This is a genomic window from Amycolatopsis sp. NPDC043887 (assembly GCF_056435665.1).
Genome location: NZ_JBWKEB010000005.1, coordinates 163930 through 186130 on the forward strand (window position 1 = coordinate 163930; position 22201 = coordinate 186130).

Annotated in this window: 23 protein-coding genes and 1 pseudogene; 11 read left to right on the forward strand and 13 right to left on the reverse strand. The window is 69.6% G+C overall.

The annotated features are described in order from the left end of the window. Positions 1-33: 33 nt before the first annotated feature. Complete coding sequence (locus tag AC069H_RS15210) at positions 34-570, reverse strand: NADPH-dependent FMN reductase (RefSeq protein ID WP_478232673.1); 537 nt, start codon at positions 568-570, stop codon at positions 34-36. 118 nt (positions 571-688) lie between these two features. On the opposite strand from AC069H_RS15210, the gene AC069H_RS15215 reads away from it, so the two are divergent. The 6 genes from AC069H_RS15215 to AC069H_RS15240 are packed head-to-tail and all read left to right on the forward strand — an operon-like array spanning position 689 to position 4676. After that, entirely contained in the window at positions 689-1267 is a 579-nt protein-coding gene (locus tag AC069H_RS15215; protein WP_478232674.1) for an ArsR/SmtB family transcription factor, read from the forward strand. Further along, on the forward strand, positions 1264-2514 hold the full coding sequence (locus AC069H_RS15220) for an MFS transporter (protein WP_478228359.1): 1251 nt from the start codon (positions 1264-1266) through the stop codon (positions 2512-2514). Before AC069H_RS15215 ends, AC069H_RS15220 begins: the two co-directional genes overlap by 4 nt. 10 nt (positions 2515-2524) lie before the next feature. Further along, the gene (locus AC069H_RS15225; RefSeq protein ID WP_478232675.1) at positions 2525-3667 is read left to right on the forward strand and encodes a M24 family metallopeptidase; all 1143 of its coding nucleotides are present in this window, start codon (positions 2525-2527) and stop codon (positions 3665-3667) included. Continuing rightward, positions 3664-4116, forward strand: coding sequence for an Lrp/AsnC family transcriptional regulator (locus tag AC069H_RS15230; protein WP_016334198.1), 453 nt, complete (start codon positions 3664-3666; stop codon positions 4114-4116). Before AC069H_RS15225 ends, AC069H_RS15230 begins: the two co-directional genes overlap by 4 nt. A 46-nt stretch (positions 4117-4162) precedes the next feature. Next, the gene (locus AC069H_RS15235) at positions 4163-4390 is read left to right on the forward strand and encodes a hypothetical protein (protein ID WP_007035425.1); all 228 of its coding nucleotides are present in this window, start codon (positions 4163-4165) and stop codon (positions 4388-4390) included. Next, positions 4377-4676, forward strand: a complete 300-nt coding sequence (locus tag AC069H_RS15240) for a hypothetical protein (RefSeq protein WP_005150941.1) — start codon at positions 4377-4379, stop codon at positions 4674-4676. Before AC069H_RS15235 ends, AC069H_RS15240 begins: the two co-directional genes overlap by 14 nt. Here AC069H_RS15240 and AC069H_RS15245 read toward each other — a convergent pair. Both AC069H_RS15245 and AC069H_RS15250 read right to left on the reverse strand, forming a co-directional pair. Next, complete coding sequence (locus AC069H_RS15245) at positions 4673-5746, reverse strand: GDSL-type esterase/lipase family protein (protein ID WP_478232676.1); 1074 nt, start codon at positions 5744-5746, stop codon at positions 4673-4675. The genes AC069H_RS15240 and AC069H_RS15245 overlap by 4 nt on opposite strands. A gap of 69 nt (positions 5747-5815) precedes the next feature. Continuing rightward, the gene (locus tag AC069H_RS15250; RefSeq protein WP_478232677.1) at positions 5816-6718 is read right to left on the reverse strand and encodes a LysR family transcriptional regulator; all 903 of its coding nucleotides are present in this window, start codon (positions 6716-6718) and stop codon (positions 5816-5818) included. Between the two features lie 96 nt (positions 6719-6814). On the opposite strand from AC069H_RS15250, the gene AC069H_RS15255 reads away from it, so the two are divergent. After that, the gene (locus AC069H_RS15255) at positions 6815-7654 is read left to right on the forward strand and encodes an oxidoreductase (RefSeq protein WP_478232678.1); all 840 of its coding nucleotides are present in this window, start codon (positions 6815-6817) and stop codon (positions 7652-7654) included. Between the two features lie 10 nt (positions 7655-7664). Here AC069H_RS15255 and AC069H_RS15260 read toward each other — a convergent pair whose 3' ends face one another. The 4 genes from AC069H_RS15260 to AC069H_RS15275 form a co-directional block, all read right to left on the reverse strand. Beyond that, positions 7665-8294: a maleylpyruvate isomerase family mycothiol-dependent enzyme gene (locus AC069H_RS15260; protein WP_478232679.1), complete on the reverse strand. Its 630-nt coding sequence runs from the start codon at positions 8292-8294 to the stop codon at positions 7665-7667. A gap of 191 nt (positions 8295-8485) precedes the next feature. Next, positions 8486-9949 carry a M20/M25/M40 family metallo-hydrolase gene (locus AC069H_RS15265; protein ID WP_478232680.1) on the reverse strand — a complete coding sequence of 488 codons (1464 nt, stop codon included), beginning with the start codon at positions 9947-9949 and terminating at the stop codon, positions 8486-8488. Further along, a complete protein-coding gene (locus AC069H_RS15270) occupies positions 9942-10769 on the reverse strand; it encodes a M55 family metallopeptidase (RefSeq protein WP_007035431.1) in 828 nt (275 codons plus the stop codon). Before AC069H_RS15270 ends, AC069H_RS15265 begins: the two co-directional genes overlap by 8 nt. Positions 10770-10811: 42 nt before the next feature. Continuing rightward, on the reverse strand, positions 10812-11408 hold the full coding sequence (locus AC069H_RS15275) for an Rv1733c family protein (RefSeq protein ID WP_478232681.1): 597 nt from the start codon (positions 11406-11408) through the stop codon (positions 10812-10814). 285 nt (positions 11409-11693) lie between these two features. On the opposite strand from AC069H_RS15275, the gene abc-f reads away from it, so the two are divergent. Next, on the forward strand, positions 11694-13316 hold the full coding sequence (gene abc-f / locus AC069H_RS15280; protein ID WP_478232682.1) for a ribosomal protection-like ABC-F family protein: 1623 nt from the start codon (positions 11694-11696) through the stop codon (positions 13314-13316). Here abc-f and AC069H_RS15285 read toward each other — a convergent pair. Next, positions 13300-14565, reverse strand: a complete 1266-nt coding sequence (locus tag AC069H_RS15285) for a family 1 glycosylhydrolase (protein ID WP_478232929.1) — start codon at positions 14563-14565, stop codon at positions 13300-13302. The genes abc-f and AC069H_RS15285 overlap by 17 nt on opposite strands. A gap of 181 nt (positions 14566-14746) precedes the next feature. Here AC069H_RS15285 and AC069H_RS15290 point away from each other — a divergent pair, with 181 nt between their 5' ends. Both AC069H_RS15290 and AC069H_RS15295 read left to right on the forward strand, forming a co-directional pair. Further along, on the forward strand, positions 14747-15592 hold the full coding sequence (locus AC069H_RS15290) for an LLM class flavin-dependent oxidoreductase (protein ID WP_478228884.1): 846 nt from the start codon (positions 14747-14749) through the stop codon (positions 15590-15592). Positions 15593-15715: 123 nt separating this feature from the next. After that, positions 15716-15847, forward strand: a complete 132-nt coding sequence (locus AC069H_RS15295; RefSeq protein WP_478232683.1) for a CGNR zinc finger domain-containing protein — start codon at positions 15716-15718, stop codon at positions 15845-15847. Here AC069H_RS15295 and AC069H_RS15300 read toward each other — a convergent pair. Then, positions 15836-16548: pseudogene (locus AC069H_RS15300) on the reverse strand (PIG-L deacetylase family protein). The gene AC069H_RS15295 and the pseudogene AC069H_RS15300 sit on opposite strands and share 12 nt — an antisense overlap. A gap of 177 nt (positions 16549-16725) precedes the next feature. Between AC069H_RS15300 and AC069H_RS15305 the strand changes: the two are divergent. Next, a complete protein-coding gene (locus AC069H_RS15305) occupies positions 16726-17805 on the forward strand; it encodes a glycoside hydrolase family 5 protein (RefSeq protein ID WP_478232684.1) in 1080 nt (359 codons plus the stop codon). Positions 17806-17877: 72 nt separating this feature from the next. Here the strand turns inward: AC069H_RS15305 and sigJ are convergent, their stop codons facing one another. The 4 genes from sigJ to AC069H_RS15325 form a co-directional block, all read right to left on the reverse strand. Further along, complete coding sequence (sigJ, locus tag AC069H_RS15310) at positions 17878-18765, reverse strand: RNA polymerase sigma factor SigJ (protein WP_478232685.1); 888 nt, start codon at positions 18763-18765, stop codon at positions 17878-17880. A 12-nt stretch (positions 18766-18777) separates the two neighbouring features. Further along, a complete protein-coding gene (locus AC069H_RS15315) occupies positions 18778-19854 on the reverse strand; it encodes an FtsX-like permease family protein (protein WP_478232686.1) in 1077 nt (358 codons plus the stop codon). A gap of 83 nt (positions 19855-19937) precedes the next feature. Next, positions 19938-20972: a 4Fe-4S binding protein gene (locus AC069H_RS15320; RefSeq protein ID WP_478232687.1), complete on the reverse strand. Its 1035-nt coding sequence runs from the start codon at positions 20970-20972 to the stop codon at positions 19938-19940. Next, positions 20969-22150, reverse strand: coding sequence for a thiolase family protein (locus tag AC069H_RS15325; protein ID WP_478232688.1), 1182 nt, complete (start codon positions 22148-22150; stop codon positions 20969-20971). Before AC069H_RS15325 ends, AC069H_RS15320 begins: the two co-directional genes overlap by 4 nt. Positions 22151-22201: the final 51 nt, after the last annotated feature.

Sequence of the window (22201 nt, forward strand, 5' to 3'; positions counted from 1 at the left end):
ACCCGACCCCCAGCCGGGTCCTCCACGGACACGTCAGGCCGCGTAGGGCCGCACCCGGCGCGCGTCGCGGAGGGCGTTGGCCCACCAGTTCAGCTGATTCAGCAGCGTGGTGGCCGCGGCGGAGGCGCCTTCGAAGTCGTCGTGCTCACCGTCCGGGCCGAAGTGGTTCCAGGCGTAGGGGAAGCTCACGGTCTCGCGGATCGTCGCGGCGTGGAGTTCGGCGAAGACCGGACGCAGGTGCTCCACCGCGCGCAGGCCGCCCGAGATACCGCCGTAGGAAACGAAGGCGACCGGTTTCCCGTGCCATTCGGGGCCGGTGGCGTCGAGCGCGGTCTTGAGCGGGCCGGGGTAGCTGTGGTTGTACTCGGGGACGATCACGACGACGGCGTCCGCGGCGGCGACGCCGCGGGAGAGATCACCGGGGGCTTCGGCCAGGTCGATGACGGACAGGGTGACGTCGTCGCGCTGCTTGGCGCGGTCGAGGAACCAGTTCGCGACGACGGGAGCGAAGCGGCCCTCGCGGACGCTGCTGATCACGACGGCGAGTTGGTAAGGCGAGTTCGTTGTCATGCCCAAGACCGTAAAACCTGCACTTAACTTGAAGTCAAACTCCAGAATGGTCTCACTTCAAGAGTCATTCGCAGAGAACTCTTTGCAAAGAACTCTCTGCGGTCGTAGGGTGGAGCACATGGGGGAGGGCGAGAGGTATCTCGCGCGGGTCGACGGCCGCATCCTGCGGGCGCTGTCGCATCCACTGCGCGTCAAGATCCTGGAGTTGCTGCGGGAGGACGGACCGGCGACGGCGTCCGGACTGGCGAAACGGGTGGGGGAGAGTTCCGGGACCACGAGCTGGCATCTGCGTCAGCTGGCCGAATCCGGGCTGATCACGGAGGACACCGAGCGCGGCAGCAGGCGTGACCGGTGGTGGAGGGCGGTGCACGAGGGGGACCAGATGCGCGCCAAGGACTTCATCGACGATCCCGACCTCGCGGGTCCCTTCAACGCCTACGCCCACACGATGATCGAGCGGCGCTACGCGGCCGAAGCGCAGTTCGTCGCCGAAGTGCGGGACTGGGCCGACGAGTGGATCGACAAGGTCAGCTTCCACGATTCGCCGCTGTCGCTGACACCGGACGAGGCCGCCGCGTTGAGCGACGAAATCCTCGAGGTGATCGGCCGGTACCGCCGTCCGGAGAAGGACGGCGACACCCAGGTCCGTGTGCACTGGGCGGCCTTCCCGAGGAAGTCCCGGCCGGAGACGCCATGAGCCGGATGCCACTGGGGGCTCTGGTCGTGGCTTCGGGGATCTCCTCGGCCGGGGTGATGATGACGTTGCTCGCGATTCCCTGGTTCGTGCTGCAGAGCACGGGCAGCGGCACCAAGACCGGTCTCGTCACCGCGGCCGAGGTGCTGGGACTGATGGTCGCGGCGCTGCTGGGCGGGCCGATCGTGGACCGCGTCGGCACACGCCGGGCGAGCGTCGGTGCGGACCTGCTGACCACCGTCACGGTGCTCCTCATCCCGCTCGCGATGGGCACGACAGGGCTCAGCCTGCCCGGGCTGATCGTGCTGTCGTTCGTGATGGGGGTTTCCCGGGGGCCCGCGGACACGGCCAAGCAGGTGCTGCTCCCCGGCGTCGCCGAACTCGGCGGTGTCCGCTTGAGCCGGGCGGCGAGCGCCGTCGAAGCGGCGATGAGAACCGGCCGGATGGTGGGCGGGCCCGCCGCCGGCGCGCTGATCGCGCTGATCGGCCCGATGCCGGTGCTGTTCGTCGACGCGGGCGCGTTGCTGCTGTCCTCGGCGCTGGTGTTCGCGCTGATCCCGGCCGCGGCCGGTCCGCCGAGGCCGCCGTCGGGCGGATACCTCAGGCAACTGCGCGAAGGGCTCGGATACGTCAAGCGTGACGCGGTACTGCGCGCGGTGGTCGGCATGCTGATGCTCACCAACAGCCTCGATTTCGGGCTGCTCGGCGTCCTGTACCCGGCGTACGGCGACCAGGTCCTGCACAGCACCGCGCTCATCGGCGCGATGATCACCGCGGTCGCGGCGGGCGCGCTGCTCGGTTCGGCGATCTACGGCTGGATCGGCCACCGGTTCTCCCGGCGGACGGCGATCCTCGTCGCCGTCGCGATCGAAGGCGCGCCACGCTTCGCCTTGCTCGCGCTGGAACCCGCACCGCCGGTCCTGCTCGCCGGGCTCGTGGTCGCCGGGATCGGGGCGGGCGCGCTGAATCCGATCGTGCTCCCGGCGGTCTACGAACGGGTTCCCGAAGCCGTCCGCGGCCGCGTGCTCAGCCTTCTCGTGGGCGGGGTGCTCGCCGCGATGCCGCTCGGCTCGATGGCGGCAGGGTTGCTGCTGGACGGGATCGGCCTCGTCGGCGCGCTCGCCGTGTTCGGCGCTCTGTACCTGATCGCCGGCACCTTCCCGGCGATCTTCCGGGTCTGGCGCGGACTCGACGATCCCGCCCCGATCGGGGGTGACCGGCCGGTGAGCCAAGGGGCGCGGACCGACTAGGCTCGCCATCATGTCGCGCCGTTCCCTTCACAACCCAGCCCCCGACGCCGCCAGCCTCCGCGCCCGCCTCGACCGGGCCCGCGCCGCCGCGGCCGCCGCCGACACCGACGCCCTGCTGATCGCACCCGGCTCGGACCTGCGCTACCTCATCGGCCAGGCCGGGGGCTCCTTCGAACGGCTGACCACGCTGGTGATCCCGGCCGACGGCGTCCCGGCGCTGGTCCTGCCGAAGCTGGAAGCCCCCGGCTACGCCGACGTCCCCGCCGACGAACTCGGCATCGAGATCGTCACCTGGGTCGACGGCGACAACGCCTACGAACTGGTCGCCGACCGGCTGGGCAAGCCCGGCCGCGTGGCGGTCAGCGACTTCACCCCGGCGCTGCACGTGCTCGCCTTCCGCGGCGCGCTCGGCGACGCGGAGCAGACGCTCGCCGGGCCGATCGTGCGCGAACTGCGGATGCGCAAGGACGCGGCCGAGATCCAGGCGCTGCGCGACGCGGGTGCCGCCATCGACCGCGTACACGCCCGCGTGCACGAATGGCTGCGCCCCGGCCGCACCGAGGCCGAGGTCGGCGCGGACATCACCGCCGCGATCGTCGAAGAGGGCCACACCCACGCCGACTTCGTGATCGTCGGCTCGGGCCCCAACGGCGCCAGCCCGCACCACGACGTCTCCGACCGGGTCATCGAGCGCGGCGACGTCGTCGTGGTCGACATCGGCGGCCCGATCGCCGAGGGCTACAACTCCGACTCCACCCGCACGTACGCGGTGGGCGAGCCGCGTGACGCCGACGTCGCCGAGACCTACGCCGTCCTGCAGCGGGCGCAGAAGGCCGCCGTCGACGCCGTCCGTCCGGGTGTCACCGCCGAGTCGATCGACGCCGCCGCGCGCGACATGATCGCCGAGGCGGGGTACGGCGAGTACTTCATCCACCGCACCGGCCACGGCATCGGCCTCGACGTGCACGAGGAGCCCTACATCATCAAGGGCAACGCGCTGCCGCTCGAACCGGGCATGGCCTTCAGCGTCGAGCCCGGCATCTACCAGCCCGGTCGCTGGGGCGCCCGCATCGAGGACATCGTCGTGGTCACCGAGGACGGCGTCGAGTCGGTCAACCAGCGCCCGCACGACCTGATCGTGCTCGACGCATGACGGGTTCCCTGGAGCCGCTGGATCAGGCCATCGTGCAGGAACTGGCCGCGGACGGACGGCGCAGTTTCACCGATCTGGCGGAGCGGGTCGGGCTTTCGGTGTCGGCGGTGCACCAGCGGGTGCGCCGCCTGGAGCAGCGCGGGGTCATCCTCGGGTACACCGCGCGGCTCGACGGCGAGCAGATCGGGCTGCCGCTCACGGCGCTGATCTCGCTGACGCCGAACGATCCGGCCGCGCCGGACGACTACCCGCAGCGTCTCGAGCACATCAAGGAGATCGAGTCCTGCTACTCGGTCGCGGGGGACGAGTCGTACATCCTCCTGGTCCGGGTGGCTTCGCCGCTCGGCCTGGAGGATCTGCTCCGCCGGATCCGGGAGTCCGCCAAGGTCTCGACCAGGACCACGGTGGTGCTGTCGACGCCGTTCGAGGGCCGTTCGCCCACCCTGTGAAACGGGAAAACGGGTGGGCTTGCGCGACGCTGGTACGATAAAAGGTATGGCAACACGTAAGGTCACTCTCTCACTCGACAGTGGTGCGCTCGAGTTCGCCGAGCGGGCCGCGAAGGCACACGGGATCTCGGTCTCGTCGTGGTTGTCCAAAGCGGCCCGCAGGGAGGCCGTCCGCACCGGATACACCCCGCAGCGCGCCCCGGTCGAACCGTCCGCCGAATCGGACGAGGCCGAGCTGACCGCCGCGGAGAAGGATCTGCGTGCACAGGGGTGAAGTCTGGACGTACCACCCCCCGACCGAACCGGCACGGCAGCGCACCGTCGTCCTGCTGTCCTCGGACGGGGTGAACGAATCCGAGCGGCCGTGGCTGCTCGGCACCGAACTGCTGGACCGTGACCCGCAGGACATCCTCGGCGTCGCCGTCGACGCGCGGTACTGGGTCTCCACGCTGAACCTCACGCGCCTGTACAGGCCGTGGTTCGACGAGAAGATCGCGGAGATCGACCAAGAGGTCCAGGAGCGCATCGACATCGCGTTGCGCGCCGCACTGGACCTCTAGCGCGCGATCACCTCGGGCGCGGCGTGCAGTTTCCCGTCGGGTCCGGAGAGGCACGACGCGTTGCCGCCGCGGGCGGCGAGGAACTCGTTGAGGCAGTTCGCGATCTGCGCGTGGCCGTTCGCGTTGGGATGGAACGACTCCTGCAACGCGTGGCTGGCGCGGTCCACCTGGCCGAGGTCGCGCAGCTGCAGCGTCAGCCTGCTGAACCACTCGTTCGCCGGGTCGCTGCTGCACGCCTCGTGCCCGGCGCCCGCCCGCGAGAGGTCCAGGAACCGCGCGCTGGTCGCCCTCGACGCCTGCTTGAGCCCGTCCGACAGGACGGAGACGCCGTCGCGGCGCATCCACTCGAGGTCCTCGATGCGGAACGGGCAGCCGTTGAGGCTGCGCAGGGCCTCCGGGATCTGGGGGCCGACAGGCGAGGCGTACGACATCAGCACGAGCTGATAGTCCGCCGGGACGTAACCGGCCTGAGCCAGCACCTTCTTCACGTCGGCGACGGCGTTGGTCACCTTCGGCACCATGGCGTCCACTTTGGACTTCCACGTGGTGCGAAGCGCCGCGCTGCACGGCGGGTTCTGCGGCGAGAACCAGGCCTTGAAGCATTCGTTGACCTGAGCGGAGAACTTCGGCTCGTCGTTCGCGCCGATCGCGATCACCACCGCGGCGACCCGATGGTCCTTGATCAGGTTCGCGAGCTGTTGAGCCTGCGACGGCTCGGTCCACTGCTTGGCGTCGCCGAGGGCGATCTGCTCCGAGGGCGCCCCCGAACACGCGAGGTTCACCCGCGCGGTGACATCGGGGATCTTGATCTGCTCGACGAAGGCGTTGGGGGAGCGGTGGCACCAATTGCCGCCCTGCCCGTTGGTCGTGGGCGTGTAGTCGCCCGCGCCCTCACCGGACACGGTGCTGTCGCCGATGGAGACGACCGTCAGCGGCCCCGTCCCCGGTGGGCCTTGGCGCGGGGACGGCTGCCCTGGGCGGCTTTCCGACCCGGTAAAGGCAATGAACCCGACGAGAACCACCACGAACGTGAGCGCCAGAGCACCCCACCACCACCGGAAACGTCGCATCGTCACCGGATTCTACGGACCCGCGGCCCGACAGGGTGATCATGGCGGTGTGACGGTCGCGATGTCCGGTCAGCCCGCCTCCGTCAGATCCGTTCCAGCTGCCAGTTCTGTCACGATTTCGAGCACGCCGGGCAGCGTGGGCTTGCCGTTCGCCGGCGACCAGGCCACCACCGTCCGGGCGGTGTCGCCCGCCAGAGGCACGAACACCACGCCGCTCCGGCGCAGGCTGTGCGAAGACCTGGCGAGTCTCGTGACCCCGACGCCAGCGGCGACCAGACCGAGCAGGCCTTGGACGGTCGCCGCCCGCTGGACGACCCGCGGCGTGAAGCCGGCCGCCTCGAATTCGTCGTCATAGTGGCGATGCCAGGGCTCCCACGAGCTTCGCGGCGTGAGCACCCAAGATTCGTCGGCCAGATCCGCGAGCTTCAGTTCGGGCGCGGCCGCGAGGCGGTGCCCCTCCGGCAGGACGGCGCAGACCTCCTCGGTGGTCAGGGTGCGGGTCTCGAACCCGTCGACGAGCGGAGGCCGGGTGAAGATCAGGTCGTAACGTCCGCCGGTGAGCCCGTCGACGAGGGACGCGATCTGGGTGTCGTCGGTGGTGAGGGTGAGGTCGGGGAGCCGTTCACGGACCGCGCGCACCACCGGCGGGAGCAGGTAGTTGGCCGTGGTGGTGAGGAAGCCGAGGTGCAGTGTGCCGATTTCGCCGCGCACCGCCCGGTCCAGTACCGACAGCGCCTCGTCGTTGCGCGCTAGGACGGCGCGGGCCTCCGGCAGGAACAGTGAACCGACTTCGGTGAGCCGGGTCCCGCGGGTGTCACGCTGCAGCAACTTCGCGCCGAGGACCCGTTCCAGCACGGTGATCTGCTGCGAAAGGGACTGCTGGGCGATGTGCAGGCGCCGCGCCGCCTTGGTGAAGCTCGCGTCCTCGGCGACGGCGACGAAATAGCGCAACTGCCGCAACTCGGGGGTCACAGGCTCTGACTGTAGCCGTACCAGGAAGCCGGTGTTGGCGGCCCGGGCGCGGTCTTCGCACGATGGACCCCAGGAACTTCACTGGAGGAAACAGGAATGACGAAGGAAACCGAGGGCCGCGTCTGGCTGATCACCGGCTGCTCGTCCGGGTTCGGCAGGCACCTCGTCCTGGCCGCGCTCGACGCCGGTGACCAGGTGATGGCCACGGCACGCCGTCCGGAGACACTGGCCGATCTGGAAGAGTTCGGCCAGGGCCGGGTGCGCACCGCGGCGCTCGACGTCACCGATCCGGCGCAGGTCGAAGCCGCAGTGCAGGCGACTCTCGCCGAGTTCGGCCGGATCGACGTCGTGGTCAACAACGCCGGGCATGGTTCGGTCGGTGCGGTCGAAGAACTGACCATGCCCGACCTGCGATCGCTGATGGACGTGATGTTCTTCGGCGCCGTCGAGGTGACGAAGGCCGTCCTGCCGCACCTGCGCGAACAGAGGAGCGGAGCCATCGTGCAGATGAGTTCGATGGGCGGGCAGCAGAGCCCGCCCGGCTTCGGGGCCTACTGCTCGGCGAAGTTCGCCCTGGAGGCGATGTCGGAGTCCTTGGCCGCCGAGGTCGCGCCGTTCGGCGTGAAAGTGCTGATCGTGGAGCCCGGCGCCTTCCGGACCGCGTTCGGCGGTAGCCGGTTGCAGCGCTCGCGGGTGATCGAGGCGTACCGCGAATCGACCGGCGCGATCCGGGACTTCGTCGAGGGGATGGACGGCTCGCAGCCCGGAGACCCGGCGAAGGCCGCGGCGGCGATCTTGAAGGTGCTCGAAAGCGATGCCCCGCCGCTCCGGCTCGCACTCGGCGACGACGCTGTCGACGGGTTGCGAGCCGTGCACGAGGCCAGGGCGGCGGAGTTGGCTGCTTGGGAGTCCTTGAGCCGTTCCACCGCGCTCTGAGCCTTCGGCCTCAACGACCGTCCACCCTGGACGCGAGGATCGCCGCGCCGGGCCCGGAAAGTTCGTCCAGTGCCACGGCCCGGCCGGCGATCGACAGCAGGAGCGCCTCACCGGGGCCGCGGACCTCCGGTCCGGATCCGGCCGACCAGCCGAGATCCGTGGCGACGAGCCGGAGCCCGCGCGCCCGCTTGCGCGCCTTGATCGGCGGGGCGTAGCGGGCGAAAGCCAGGGCGTGCCGCAGCCGTTCCGGCGGCACCTCGCGGGGAAACCCCAGCGGGCGCCGGATGTCCTGGTGATGGAGGAGGCCGTCGAGCAGCGCCACCCGTCCGCCGAACGCCGAGGTGAGGCCGCGTGGTTCGAGGTGCTCCTCGAACCACGCGATCAGCTCGTCCGGGGTCCGGCCGGGTTTCCGTGCCACACCCAGCGCGTTCATCCGGTTCAGCCGCAGCCCGCCGCGGACGGCCTGGCCGAGCAGATCACGGAACCGCTGGGCGTCGTAGTCGACAACGTGGGCGACCACCTGGCGGACCGTCCACTCCGAACACAACGTGGGCGCGTCCCAGTGCTCGGGGGACAGCGTTCGCAGGAAGGCGGCGAAGTCCGCCCGTTCGTTCCGGGCGAGTCGCGCGACGGTGTCCACTGGCGGCCTCCTGCTCACTCGTGGTCGAGCCACCCGCAAACGTAGTAGTCCGTGTCCTCGTTCCGCTCGACATACCGCAGGAGGGTCGACCGCAGACGCGGGCAGGGTCGTCTGCCGGAGGGGTCGTCTATGAAGGATTTGGGACACTCAACGTCCCAAATCCTTCATAGACGCGAGACCGCCCCGGTGCCTCAGCAGTGCTCGAGGAAATGCCGCAGCACCCGCGTGCCGAACCGCAGGCCCTCCACCGGGACGCGCTCGTCCACCCCGTGCGCCATCGCGCGGTACGGGAAGCCTTCCGGCAGCCACAACGGAGCGAAGCCGTAGCAGTCGATCCCGAGCGGGCTGAACGCCTTCGCGTCCGTGCCGCCGCCCATGCAGTAGGGGACGACGACGGCTTCGGGGTCTTCGGAGCGCAGCGCCTCAGCCATCGCGTCGAACCACGGCGAATCCACCGGGGCCTGGACCGGCGGCTGGTGTGCGACGAACTCGCGGCTGACGCCCTCGCCGAGCATCGCGTCGAGTTCGGCGAACAGGTCGGGCTCGGTACCGGGGAGGACGCGGACGTCCACCTGGGCCTCGGCCGAAGTCGGGATCACGTTCACCTTGTAACCGGCGTCGAGCATGGTCGGCGTCGTGCTGTTACGGACGGTCGGCACCACCAGCGCACCGGCGGGCCCGAGGCGGGCGATCGTTCCGTCCACATCGGACAGATCGATCGGGACGCCGAGCGCCTCCCCGGTGCGTTCCAGAAACGCTTGCACCGTGGGTGTCAGCTGGACCGGCCACCGGTGCGCGGCGATCTTGCCGAGCGCGGTGACCAGCCGGGTGACCGCGTTCTCGTCGTTGGGGCGCGATCCGTGGCCCGCGCGGCCCTTGGCGGTCAGGCGCAGGTGCGCCGTGCCGCGTTCGGCCGTCGCCACCGGATAGAGCCGCACGGTGCGGCCGTCGGCGGCGGGGACGTGGTAGGTGTACGCGCCCGACTCGCTGATCGCGGCCGCGCAGCCGTCGAACAGGTCCCGGTGCGTCGCGGCGAGCCAGTGTGCCCCGTACTCGCCCTTGTCCTCCTCGTCGGCCACGAACGCCAGGACGATGTCCCGCCGCGGCCGGAAACCCGTGGCGAGGGCGGCGAGCACCATCGCGCAGAAGTCCTTCATGTCGACCGCGCCGCGGCCCCAGAGGAACCCGTCGCGGATCTCGCCCGAGAACGGATCCACCGACCAGTCGGCGGCGTCGGCCGGGACGACGTCGAGATGTCCCTGTACGAGCAGCGCGGGCAGATTCGGGTCGGTGCCGGGCACCCGGGCGATCACGTTCGCGCGGCGGGGCGCGGACTCGATGATCTTCGAGCCGATCCCGAGTCCCGAAAGCAGCGATGCCACGTACTCGGCCGCATCGCGCTCGCCCTCGGAGTCCCCGTTGCCCCGGTTCGTGGTGTCGAACCGGATCAGCCGCGAGCAGATTTCGACGACATCCAGGTCAGCGTTGTTTCGGGAACCCGCGTCCGCGATCGCGTCGCCAGGGCGCACCTTTTCACTGCTCGGCACGTCGTCGCCGACGGCGCCCTGGCGCCGCGATAGCGGGGCCTGCGGCCGGGCGAGTTCCGCGTTGGCAACACGGTCGGGAAGTTCGCCCTGCGTTTCCAGCTCAGCCATAGATACCCTGCACCGCCCCGGCCGCGATCGCCGTGACGATCTTGAACGCCTTCATCGCTTCGGTCATGTCCGGCGCGTCGAAGCCGACCCGCCGCACGCCGATCTGTTCCACCGTCGGGATCACCGCCGCGGCCTGCGCGAGGTGGCTCGCGTCGAACTCGACCTCGATCCGGTGGGGCGTGGTGAATCGCTCGACCCGGCCCGCCCGGTTCATCGCGTCCGCGGCGGCCGAGCTCAGCAGTTCGGCCGTCCTCGCGGGCGGCAGGCAGATCGCGGCGTAGCGGCTGACGCACTCCTTCACCGTGACCAGTTCGGCCTCCGGCGCGTAGTCCTGGGCATCGTCGCAGGCTTTGTCGTCACCGGAGACGACGAGCACCGGGACGCCGTACTCGGCGGCCATCGCGGCGTTCAGCCTGCCTTCGCTGGCGGGGACGTCGTCGAGCCACACGCCGGTGATCTGGTTCTCGAGGTACGTGTGGGACAGGACGCCGTCGAATCCCGCGCCGGCGTGGTAGCCGAGGAAGACGACACCGTCCACGCCGGTGTCGATGCCTTGCATCATCGAGAGCGGCTTGTGCCTGCCGGTGAGCATGCGCGCGCGGCCGTCGAGGTCTTCGAGCAGGAGGTTCCGCTGGGAGGAGTGCGCCTCGTTGACCAGCACGTCGGTGGCGCCGGCGTCGAACAGACCCGCGATGGTGGCGTTGACGTCACCGGTGAACAGGCGGCGGAATCGCTGCCATTGCTCGGTACCGGGGATGACGTCCTCGGTCCAGGTGACGCCGGTGGCGCCCTCCATGTCCGCCGAGATCATGATGCGCATGCGGGGCACCCTAGCCGAGGCTCTTTGCCTTCGCCGCCGGGATCAGGGCCAGGAACCGGAACGCGGGTAGACCGCCCAGGCGCGCTCCCAGGCCGCGGCGCGCTGCCGGTCGAGCACCAGCCGGACGACCCGGTGGAACAGGACGAGCGCGGCGACCACGGCGAACCAGAGCCAGAGGCCGACGAGCACGGAATCGAACACCGCCGTCGACGCGTTCCTCGGGGCCGCGGTGAGCTCGCCGCGGGCGTCGATCCAGATCGGCACGGGCGATCCTGCGGGGCTGCCCGGCGTCGCGAGGACACCACCGGTGTGCCGCGCTCCGCGCGAGTCGGTCCAGGTCGCCTGGGTGGTGGAGTCGTCGGTCCCGACGCTCTCGCTGTCGACGATGCGGACGGGCGCGGCCGTCAGCAGATACGCGGTGGCGGCCTGGCGCCCGGTGGCGTCGGAGGCGGCCGCGGCGACCTGCCTGCCGTGGTTGGTGGAGCCGACGGCGGCCGCGCCCGGGATGGCGAGCAGCGCCGCGAGGATGACGAGTTTGAGCACCAGGGCTTCGAACCGGTCGGAGCCGCGGGCCAGCGAGTTGCGACCGGGGAAGAGCCGTCGCCCGAACCGGGTGATCGGACCGCTGGACCCGTGCACGAGGAACCCCATTCCCTCAGACCGCGAAAACCTCCACGTTCGATTCTCGGTCACCGGGGCGCCGCTGTCGCGGTATGGGGACACAGACCACTCTGTGAACCCGTACACAACCTTTAATTCGTTTTACCCGTCCGCGTTGCCCCGCTACCGTCTTCGGCATGGGGATTTTCTTCACTCTGTGATTCTCGCCTTCGACGCGGCCCTGGCGTAGAGCCTTTCGCTCCGCCGGGCCGCGTCCTTCCGCATGTTCTCTTCTTCCCTTGCGAGAATCAGGAGGACGCCCCTGTGCGTACCCCGCATCGAAATCCCGGAACACAACTCGTGCTCTCCGGTGTCACCAAGCGTTTCGACGACCATGTCGTACTCGACCAGGTCTCCTTCACCGTCAAACCGGGGGAGAAGGCGGGCGTCATCGGCGACAACGGCTCGGGCAAGTCCACGTTGCTGAGGCTGATCGCCGGCCGGGACCGGGCGGACAACGGCACGGTGACCGTCACCGCGCCCGGAGGCGTCGGCTATCTCCCGCAGACGCTGGAGCTGCCCGACACCGCCACGGTCGGCGACGCGATCGACCTCGCGCTGGCCGACATCCGGGACCTCGAGTCACGGCTGCGGGCAGCCGAAACAGCGCTCGAAACCGCCGAAGACCTGGCCGCTTACGGGGACCTCATGACCGTCTACGAAGCCCGTGGCGGTTACGAGGCCGACGCCAGAGTGGAGGTCGCCCTCCACGGTCTCGGGCAGCCGGGCCTCGATCGCGGCCTCGTGCTGGGCAGCCTGTCCGGCGGTCAGCGGTCCCGGCTGGCGCTCGCGGCCACCCTGGCCGCTTCGCCGGAACTGTTGCTGCTGGACGAGCCGACCAACGATCTCGACGACGAAGCCGTCGCCTGGCTGGAGAACCACCTTCGCGGGCATCGCGGCCGGATAGTCGCGATCACCCACGACCGGATGTTCCTCAGCCGGGTCACCAGCACGATCCTCGAGGTCGACGCGGACCGCCGGACCGTGCAGCGGCACGGCAACGGCTACGCGGGTTACCTCGCGGCGAAGGAGGCCGCGCGGGCCCGATGGGTCCGTGAGTACGAGGAGTGGCGGCTGGAGAAGGCCCGTTACGAAAGGATGGCGGACGTCAATATCGACCGGTTCTCGGCGATCCCGCGCAAGGCCCCGGCGGCCTTCAGCGGGGCCGGCGCGTTCCGGGCCCGATCCCGGGCGCACGGGGCGATGAGCCGGATCCGGTCGGCACGCGAGCGGATCCAGCGGCTCGAGGCGGACCGTGTTCCGCCGCCGCCGGAGCCGCTCCGGTTCACCGCGCGGATCGCCGCGGGGGAGACCGAGGCCGATCAGTACGTGGTGAAGGTGGACGACGTGTCGGTCGACGGCCGTCTTCCGCGGACGTCGCTCAGCGTGCTGCCGGGCGAACGGGTCCTCGTGACCGGGCCCAACGGGGCGGGCAAGACGACCCTGATGCGGGTGCTCGCCGGCGAGCTGGCGCCGTCGACGGGGTCGGCGGAGCGGACGGGCCGGATCGGGTTCCTGCACCAGAATGGCGGACTCGCCCCCGACGCTCGAACCGTTCTGGCGGTCTTCGCCGGGGACAGTGACGAGGACGAGGCGGCCGGGAGGTTGCTGTCGCTGGGCCTGTTCCGGGCGCCGGATCTGCGCAAGCCGGTGCGGGAGCTGTCCATCGGGCAGCGGCGGAGGCTCGAACTGGCCAGGCTCGTGACGGCCAGGACCGACCTGCTGCTGCTCGACGAGCCGACCAACCATCTCGCCCCGGATCTCGTGGAGGAGATGGAGCAGGCGCTCGCGGAGTACTCCGGCGCGCTCGTGGTCGTCACCCACGACCGGCGGATGCGGCGGACGTTCGAGGGCAGACGACTGGAGCTGGTCACTTCAGCGGCATGAGCGGTCCGTCCACTTTGGCCGGGTTGAGGCAGCTGTTCAGCCCGTCCACGAGGGAACAGGTCCCCGGACCGCGCTTGAGCCGGAAGCCCTGCGGCACGCCACCCGCCGTCACCAGAGCCTGGTACGCGGGAACGGCGTCCGTGGGGCGCCGGGTCAGCGCGGGATCGGTGAGAGCGTCCACTGTGTACAGTCCGAACCGGGCGCGATAGCTGCCCCATTCGTAGTTGTCGGTGAGGCTCCAGTAGTTGTAGCCGATGAGGTTCATCCCGTCGGCCTTGGCTCGCTGGAGCCAGTACACCGTGTCGCGGACATGATCGCCGCGGGTGTAGTCCGCGTCGCGGAGCTTCCCGTTGTCGGTCGCCATGCCGTTTTCGACGATGTAGAGCGGCATCCGCGGGAACCGGTCGTGGTAGCTGCGCAGCGCGTAGTAGATGCCTTCGGGCTGGAGCTTCACGTCCCAGAACTTGTCGGTCGCCGCGGCGAACACCGTCCAGTTGTCGATGCTCAGGCCGTAGTAGTAGTCGATCCCGATGAAGTCGAGCTTGTCCTTGACCTGGTCGAGGAAGAACCAGTCGGCCATCCCGTTGACGCCGGTGATGTAGGCCTGGTTGCTGGTGACCTTCGAGGTCGGGTCGAGTTCGTGGATCAGGTCGTAGGCTCGCCGGTGCGCCTGGACGATGTTGGACTGCGCCGCGAAGTATCGCGTCGCGTTCAAGGCGCCGACCTTCTGTTCGTTCTTGAGGAAGATCAGCGGCTCGTTGAACGTGACCCAGAGGACGTCCTGCCCGGCGTAACGCTGGACGATCTTCCGGCTGAACTCCAGCCACGCGTCGGCCGTCCGCGACTCCGCCCAGCCGCCCTGATCGAGCGCCCAGCCCGGGTAGACCCAGTGGTTGAGCGTGATCATCGGGGTCATGCCCGCGGCCCGGACCTGCCGGAGCACGTCGTCGTAGAAGGCCAGCTCGGTTTCGTCCCACCGTCCTGGCGATGGCTCGACGCGAGCCCACTCGATGCCGAAACGGTAGGTGTTGACGCCGAGCCCGGCCGCGAGGCGGATGTCGTCGGCGTAGCGGTGCCGGAAGTCGACGGAGTCGCGGTATTCGTCGACGCCGTCTTTGCCGGCGGAACGGTCCACGAACCGCTTCCAGTTGCTGTCCGGAGCGCTGCCCTCGGACTGATAGCCCGACGACGCGACGCCCCAGTAGAAGTCCCGGGACCAGCCGTCGTCCTGCGACGCGGACGCGTTCACCGCGGAGAGTGTCGCGCATAGTGAGACGGCGACCACCGAGGACAGCGCCCGGCGTAACCTTCCCCGATGCTCCGGCCACTTCGTCGATCGTTCACCAGCGTCCGCCATCCTCGGGACGCTAACGTGGGTGAACGGCGTAAACAAGCGGCCGTCCGGGGACTTCGACGATGACGTTGGGGAGATGATCGACTTGACCGGCAGCACGGTCCGACACGCCGTCTATCTGCCGCCTTTCGGCCCGTTCGGTGAGCCGGGGGTGCTCGTCGACCTCGCCGTGCGCGCCGAGGCGGCGGGCTGGGACGGGTTCTTCCTGTGGGACCACGTGGTCGCGGACACCATGCCCATCGCGGATCCGTGGACGACGCTCGGCGCCATCGCGCACGCCACCAGCCGGCTGCTGTTCGGCCCGATGATCACGCCGCCCGCCCGGCGCCGCCCGTGGGTGGTCGCCCGGCACGCGTCGACGGTCAGCAGGCTCTCCGGCGGGCGGCTGATCCTCGGCACCGGTCTCGGTTCGGACGAATCCGGTGACTTCAGCCGGTTCGGCGAGCAGACCGACCTGCTGACCCGGTCGGCGATGTTCGACGAGGGTCTCGACGTCATCCGCGCGATCTGGTCCGGCAGGCGTTTCGACCACGACGGCGCGCACTACCAGGTCGCGCTCGCCGAGGCCCCGCCCGAGCCGTTCCGGATCCCGATCTGGGTGGCGAGCTCCACCGACAATCCGCGCGTCGTCCGGCGGGCGGCGTTGTGCGACGGGATCTTCCCCAATCCGGAGGACCACACGCCGACCGCCGAGGAGATCGCGGAGACGCACCGTGCGCTCGGCCTCGCCGGGCTGGAGCCGGGCCGTCCCTTCGACGTCGCGGTCGCCGGGAACGCGAGCCCGGCGTGGGAGGAGCCGATCAAGGTCGATCTGCCCGCGCTGGGGCAGGCCGGGATGACGTGGTGGATGGAGTCGCTCATGCATCTCGACCCGCTGGAGCTTTCGCAGAAGATCGTGGACGCCGGTCCGCCTCGGTGGTGAGCGGCCGCTCGGCCTCGTGAGTGGTAAGGACGGTTAGAACCGTCCTTACCACTCACGAGACCTGCCCCAAGTCTCTCCGGCACTCACTGTCCACAGTGGACCCAGGATCCGCCGTCCGTCGGGTTGTGCGCGGCGCCGCGGTGCGATCAGGTGTACATCGACGCGAGCCAGGCGCAGATCAAGCGGTTCTGCGGGCTGGCCTGCCAGAACCGGGTGAAGGCCGCCGCGTACCGCGCCCGCCGTTCAGGAGCGTGAGCCTCGCGGTGTCGCGTCGACGTACCACTCGCGGTTGAACACGAAGCCGAAGAGCGGCGCCGGAATCCGGGTGAGCACGCGCATCAGCGGAGCGAGCCTGCCGTTGCCGCTCACCTGCGAGGAATGGGCGGCGATCGCCGCCTGCTTCTGGCGCGCGAAGCGCCGGACGTCGAAGGTGTGCGTGATCTCGGACTTGGCGCTGTAGGCGCGGCGAAGCGCGTCGACGTCATAGCGGAACGGGATCCGTGACAGGCGCACGATCCACACCAGGCGCGCGACGACGTCGCGGGGATCGTGGCCTCCAGCAGACGGACGTCGCCCGCGAGTTCCGCCGCCCGCTTGCCGACCTCGTGTACCTTGACGTGGTCGCGGTGACCGTAGCCGCCGTTGCGGTCGTAGCTCAATAGGACCGAAGCCCCCTCTTCGCGCAGGATCGCCACGAGCCGCGCCGCCGCTTCGTCGGTGCTCGCGCGGACGAAGCGGACCCAGTCCGGCGGGTCCGGATGAACGACGCGCGCGACGCCCAGCACCTTCGCGCTCGCCTCGAGTTCGGCCCGGCGCGACGCGTCCGCGCCCCGCATGCCGATGGTGGCGACGACGAGGACGACACGGTGGCCGTCCGCGGCGGCGCGGGCGAGGGTGCCGCCGGTCAGCAGGGCTTCGTCGTCGGGATGGGCGTGGAAGGCCACGATGGTCGTCATGCTCCGAGCATGTCAGTGGTCGTCGGAACGGTCGGCGGTGAACTCTTGACCGTCCGTCGACCCTGTGGGTAATCTTCCCTTTACCTTCCAATAGTAAGGAAAGTTTCTTATTTAAGTCCGCCGCCCTGACCGTCGGCGCGCCAACGTCGGTGCCGTCGACGCGAGAGGAGAAGCCGAATGCGTTGGGACAAGATCCGCCTCCGGGTGACGGCCGCACTGGCCGCCGGACTGCTGGCCCCGGTCGCGACCGCGAGCACGTCGACGGCGGCCGAGACCGCGGCAGAGCCCGCAACGCAGGCAGCCGCCGCGCTGCCGCCGGGCAGTCCGGCGGCGATCAACGGACAGCTGAAGGTCTGCGGTCTCCAGCTCTGCAACTCCGCAGGCAAGCCGATCCAGCTCCGTGGCATGAGTACCCACGGCATCCAGTGGTTCAGCCAGTGCGTGAAGACCGCTTCACTCGACGCGCTGGCCAACGACTGGAAGGCCGACGTCCTCCGGATCTCGATGTACATCCAGGAAGGCGGCTACGAGACCGACCCGCGCAAGTTCACCGACATGGTGCACGGGTACATCGAAGAGGCCACCAAACGCGGGATGTACGCCCTGGTCGACTGGCACCAGCTCACCCCCGGCGACCCGAACGCGAACCTCAGCCGCGCCAAGACGTTCTTCACCGAGATCGCCCAGCGGCACAAGGACAAGACCAACATCATCTACGACATCGCCAACGAGCCCAACAACGTCAGCTGGGACCGGGTCCGCAGTTACGCGGAGCAGATGATCCCGGTCATCCGTGCTCAGGACTCCGACGGCGTCGTGCTCGTGGGCACGCACGGCTGGGGCTCGCTCGGCATCTCCGACGGCCGCGACGAGACCGACATCATCAACAACCCGGTGCGCGCCAGCAACTTCATGTACACGTTCCACTTCTACGCCGCGTCGCACAAGACCGAGTACTTCAACGCGCTGAGCCGCGCCGCGAGCAAGATCCCGCTGTTCGTGACCGAGTTCGGCACCCAGACCGCCAGCGGTGACGGCGGGAACGACTTCACCAACTCGCAGAAGTACCTCGACTTCCTCGCGTCGAAGAAGATCAGCTGGACCAACTGGAACTTCTCCGACGACAGCCGTTCGGGCGCGGTGTTCAAGCCGGGCACCTGCTCGGGCAGCTCGTTCACCGGTACGGCGCCGCTGAAGCCCGCCGGTGTCTGGATCCGGGACCGCATCCGCACCGCGGACAACTTCCCGACCTCCTGATCCCGGCAGCGCGCACGTCAGGAAAGGGTCGTTCAGGACGTTTTCCGTCCTGAACGACCCTTTCCTGACATTTCAGCCGAGCGGTTCGAAGTCCAGCGCGGCCAGGCGGTCCGGATCGGCCAGGATGTCGATCGCCGCGATCTTGCCGCCGACGACGGTGAACGCGAAGACCGTCGTCGGGACGCCGTCCTTGGTGATCACCATCCCGGCCGCGCCGTTGACCAGCGCGGGACGCGGGACTCCGCCGTCGCCCGCCGAGCGGAACATGAGCGCCTGGCTCGCCACTGTGGCCGCCCCGCGCACGAAACGCGAGGTCCCCGCCGGAGCCGCGCCACCCTCGGCGCGCAGGATGACGTCCGGGTCGAGCACCGAAACCAGCGCGTCGAAGTCGCCGCCCCGGGCGGCGGCGAAGAACGCGTCGACGACTTCCCTCTGACGGCTCAGATCCGCGTCGGGGACGGTCGGCGAGCCCTGCAGACGGCGGCGCGCGCGGCTGGCTAGCTGCCGGGTCGCCGCGGAGGACCGGCCCACGATCGGCGCGATCTCGTCGAACGGCAGGGCGAACATGTCGTGCAGGACGAACGCCAGCCGCTCGGCGGGGTCCAGGGTGTCGAGCACGACCAGGAGCGCCAGCCCGACCGAGTCTGCCAGCAGTGCTTGGTGTTCCGGGTCGATCCCGCCCTCACGGCCGATGATCGGGTCGGGGAGTTGCGCGCCGACCGGCTCCTCCGGTCGCGACTTGCGGGAGCGCAGCATGTCGAGACAGATCCGGCCGACGACGGTGGTCAACCATCCGGCGAGGTTGTCCACGTCGCCGGAGTCCGACCGGCTCAGCCGCAGCCAGGCCTCCTGCACGGCGTCGTCCGCTTCGCTCAGCGAACCGAGCATCCGGTACGCCACCGCCCTCAGATGCGTCCGGTGCCCTTCGAAGCGCCGTGCCAACCAGTCGTGTTCGTCCACGGTCCCCATCCTTCATCGATCAGTCGTAACCCTGACGCGTGGGGGATCGGAGATGTGACAGGTCTTCAGCCGCGGATACCCGCTCGGATCGCCGGGGTGCGCATCGCCTTCGCCGCCGCGCCCAGGTGTGAACCGAGCGTCAGGGTCACCGCGACGGCGACGATGGCGAGATAGGTGCCGATCGTCGCGACCGCCACCAGGACGGTGCCCTCGGTACCGACGAGCCGCAGGACCTGCGACGGTGTTCACCAGCATCACGGCGGCGAACAGCGCGATCATGCCGGCGACGACGTAGTTCAGGGTCTCGATACTGCTCGCGATCTCGACCGGTGCGGTGACGGCGGCGTTCTCGATGGCCTGCATGTGCAGCGTCCCGGTAGCGATCCCGGTGAACAGGATGATCGGCACCAGCACCCCGGCCATCTGGCGGCTTCGGACCCGAAGGTGCGCAACCGTGAGGTGACCGGTGACGCCCGCGCGTCGCAGCCGAGCCGGCAGCCGGCACGATCGCGGCGACGGCCATCTGGAGGGGCTGGTCCGCCAGGTATCGACGCCCGCTTCGCGAATCGCCTCCACCGCTCCGCGTCGGGTCACCTGCCGCGCGGCGACCGTCCCCGCCGCCAGGGCCGCGAGAAGGGTGATGTCGGTGCCCATCGAGACCGCGATCGGGCCGAACCGCGCCTCCAGCCTGGCCGGGACGCGGCCTGTGTCGCCGAGCAGCGCGACCAGCCACCGTCCGGCGAAGACCGACGGCACGACGGCCGCGGCCTCACTGACGATCACCCGGCCGATCTGCGACGGCGTCGCGCCGACACTTTTCAGCAACGCCATCTCCGGGGCGCGTTGCCGGATCAGTAGTGAGAGCGTCGAAAGCGTCGCGAACAGGACGATCACCAGGCCCCAGCCACCGACGACGCCCGCCATGATCAGCAGCGTCTTCGCGGTCTCCGGCCCAGCGGCGGTGCGAGTGTCCAAAAGGGACGTGAACGTCATCAGGATCGTGGCGCCGAAGAACAGCGCGACGAAGCTCGCGATGAATCCGGTGGTACGACGGCGGAGCGACGAGAACGCCAGCTCGGTCGCGATCATGCGGAAGGTCCTCCCCAGGCTTTGCCGCGAGGCCGGCCGTCATCGGACAGGGACAGGCCCCCGGACGCGGGGTAGGGACGGCCCTACCGTCGCGGGTAGCCGCCGTCGACCTCCTTCACCGGCTTGTGGGGGAAACGGCGTTCGGCGTAGGCCTTCGCTGCCGATCCTTCTCGCACGTACAGCGTCTCCACTTTGTCCTGCAACGGCTTCACGACGTTTCCGAGAAAGCCGCGCCGATCTTCGAGGTACGGGCCGAGCACGTCTTCGCCCGCCGGACAGACCGCCATGCAGTACGCGGCCTTGTAGTTCGGCTTGAACGCGAGGCTCTGCCACATCGACACGTTCTCCGAGTCGGTCACCCTGGACCGGAAGTCGGCGGCGTCCTCGCTGTCGGCCACGGTCTGCGCCCAGTCGGTGAAGCCGCTCATGAACTCACGGTAGTTGTGCGTCGAACAGGCGAGGAAGTCGAATTCGCCGGTCTTCGAGATCGCCCCGATGGGACAGGCGGCGACGCACAGCTTGCACTCCAGGCAAGGGTTATAGTCGAGAGCCTCGCCGTAGGTGGACACCTCGGCATCGACGAGCAACGTCGCGAGGAGCACGAAGTTGCCGAACTTCGGGTGGATGACGTTGCGATGCAGTCCCATGGCGCCGAGACCGGCCGCGACGGCGACCGTCTTGTGCGCGACGACCCAGATCCGGCCGGGATAGTGCTCCATCTCCATCGGGAACGTCGCGGACGGGTTGATCGCGCGGTATCCGGCGTCCTGCAGCGTCCGGACGATCTTGTGTCCGGCCTCGTTGATGATCTCTCCGGCGCGATGGAACTCCTGGTTGGCGACGCTGCGGGCGGGGGAGCGGACGTCGTCGCGGTTCGTCCGCACCACGAGCGAGACGAGGGTCTTCGTGCCGGGAAGGGCGCGCTCGACGTGCTCGCGTTCGCCCGCCAGATCAGGATGGTCGAGCGAGACCGCGGCCGCGTCGTCGGCGCCGGCGGCGAGACAGATCTCCTTGAGCCAGGCGGCGTCGATCACCGGGGACGGCTTGTCCCGCGGTTTGGCGAGTACCGCCCGCACCGACGGATGATCCGCCAGCTTCTTGGGGAGCCTGCCGGTCACAACGCCTCCAGGATTGTCGCGTTGGCCTGGCCGCCGCCTTCGCACATCGCCTGCAGGCCGTACCGGGCGCCGTGGTGGTGCAGCGCGTTGACCAGGGTGCCCATCAGGCGGGTCCCGCTCGCGCCGAGCGGATGGCCCAGCGCGATCGCGCCGCCGTGGACGTTGACCTTGGCCGGGTCGGCCCCGGTTTCCTGTTGCCACGCCAGCACGACACTGGCGAACGCTTCGTTGATCTCGAAGAGGTCGATGTCCGCCAGGCTCAGCCCCGCACGCCGCAGCACCTTCTCGGTCGCCGGGATGACCCCGGTGAGCATGAGCAACGGGTCGGATCCGGTGACGGCGAAGCTGTGCAGGCGGGCGCGCGGGCGGAGGCCCAGCCGGGCCGCGGTCGCGCTGGAGGTGATGAGCAGGGCGGAGGCGCCGTCGTTGATCGGGCTGCTGTTGCCCGCGGTCACCGACCAGTCGATCTGCGGGAAACGCGCGGCGACAGCCGGCTCCTGGAACGCCGGGCGCAGCTTGGCGAGCGTTTCGAGGTCGGTCCCCGGCCGGACGGACTCGTCGGTGGACACCCGGCCTGACGGTGTCTCGATCGGCACGATCTGGCTCGCGAACCGCCCGAGTTGGTGCGCCCTGGCCGCCTTCTGGTGCGAGGACATCGCGAACTCGTCCATGGCCTGGCGGCTGAGCGACCACTTCGCGGCGATGAGTTCGGCACTGATCCCTTGGGGCACCAGGCCTTCCGGGTAGCGGGTGGCGACGCCCGGGCCGAGCGGATCGGTGCCCGGGAGGACGTTCGACCACATCGGGACGCGGCTCATGGACTCGACGCCGCAGGCGATGACGACGTCGTACGCGCCGGCCATCACGCCCTGCGCGGCGAAGTGAACGGCCTGCTGACTGCTTCCGCACTGCCTGTCGACGGTGGTCGCCGGCACGGTTTCCGGCAGCCCGGCCGCGAGCGCCGCCCACCGTGTGACGTTCTGGGCCTGTTCGCCGACCTGGTCGACCGCGCCGCCGATGACGTCGTCGATCAGCTCCGGATCGAGGCCGTTGCGTCGGACGAGAGCCTGCAGCGTATGGGCGAGCAGCTGGACCGGATGGACCCCGTGCAGGGCGCCACCGGGTTTGCCCTTGCCGATCGGGGTACGGACGGCGTCGACGATGACCGCGTCGTGCACGGCTGCCTCCAGGGGTGAGTTGGTATCTCCAACTCACTGTGGCATCGAGTG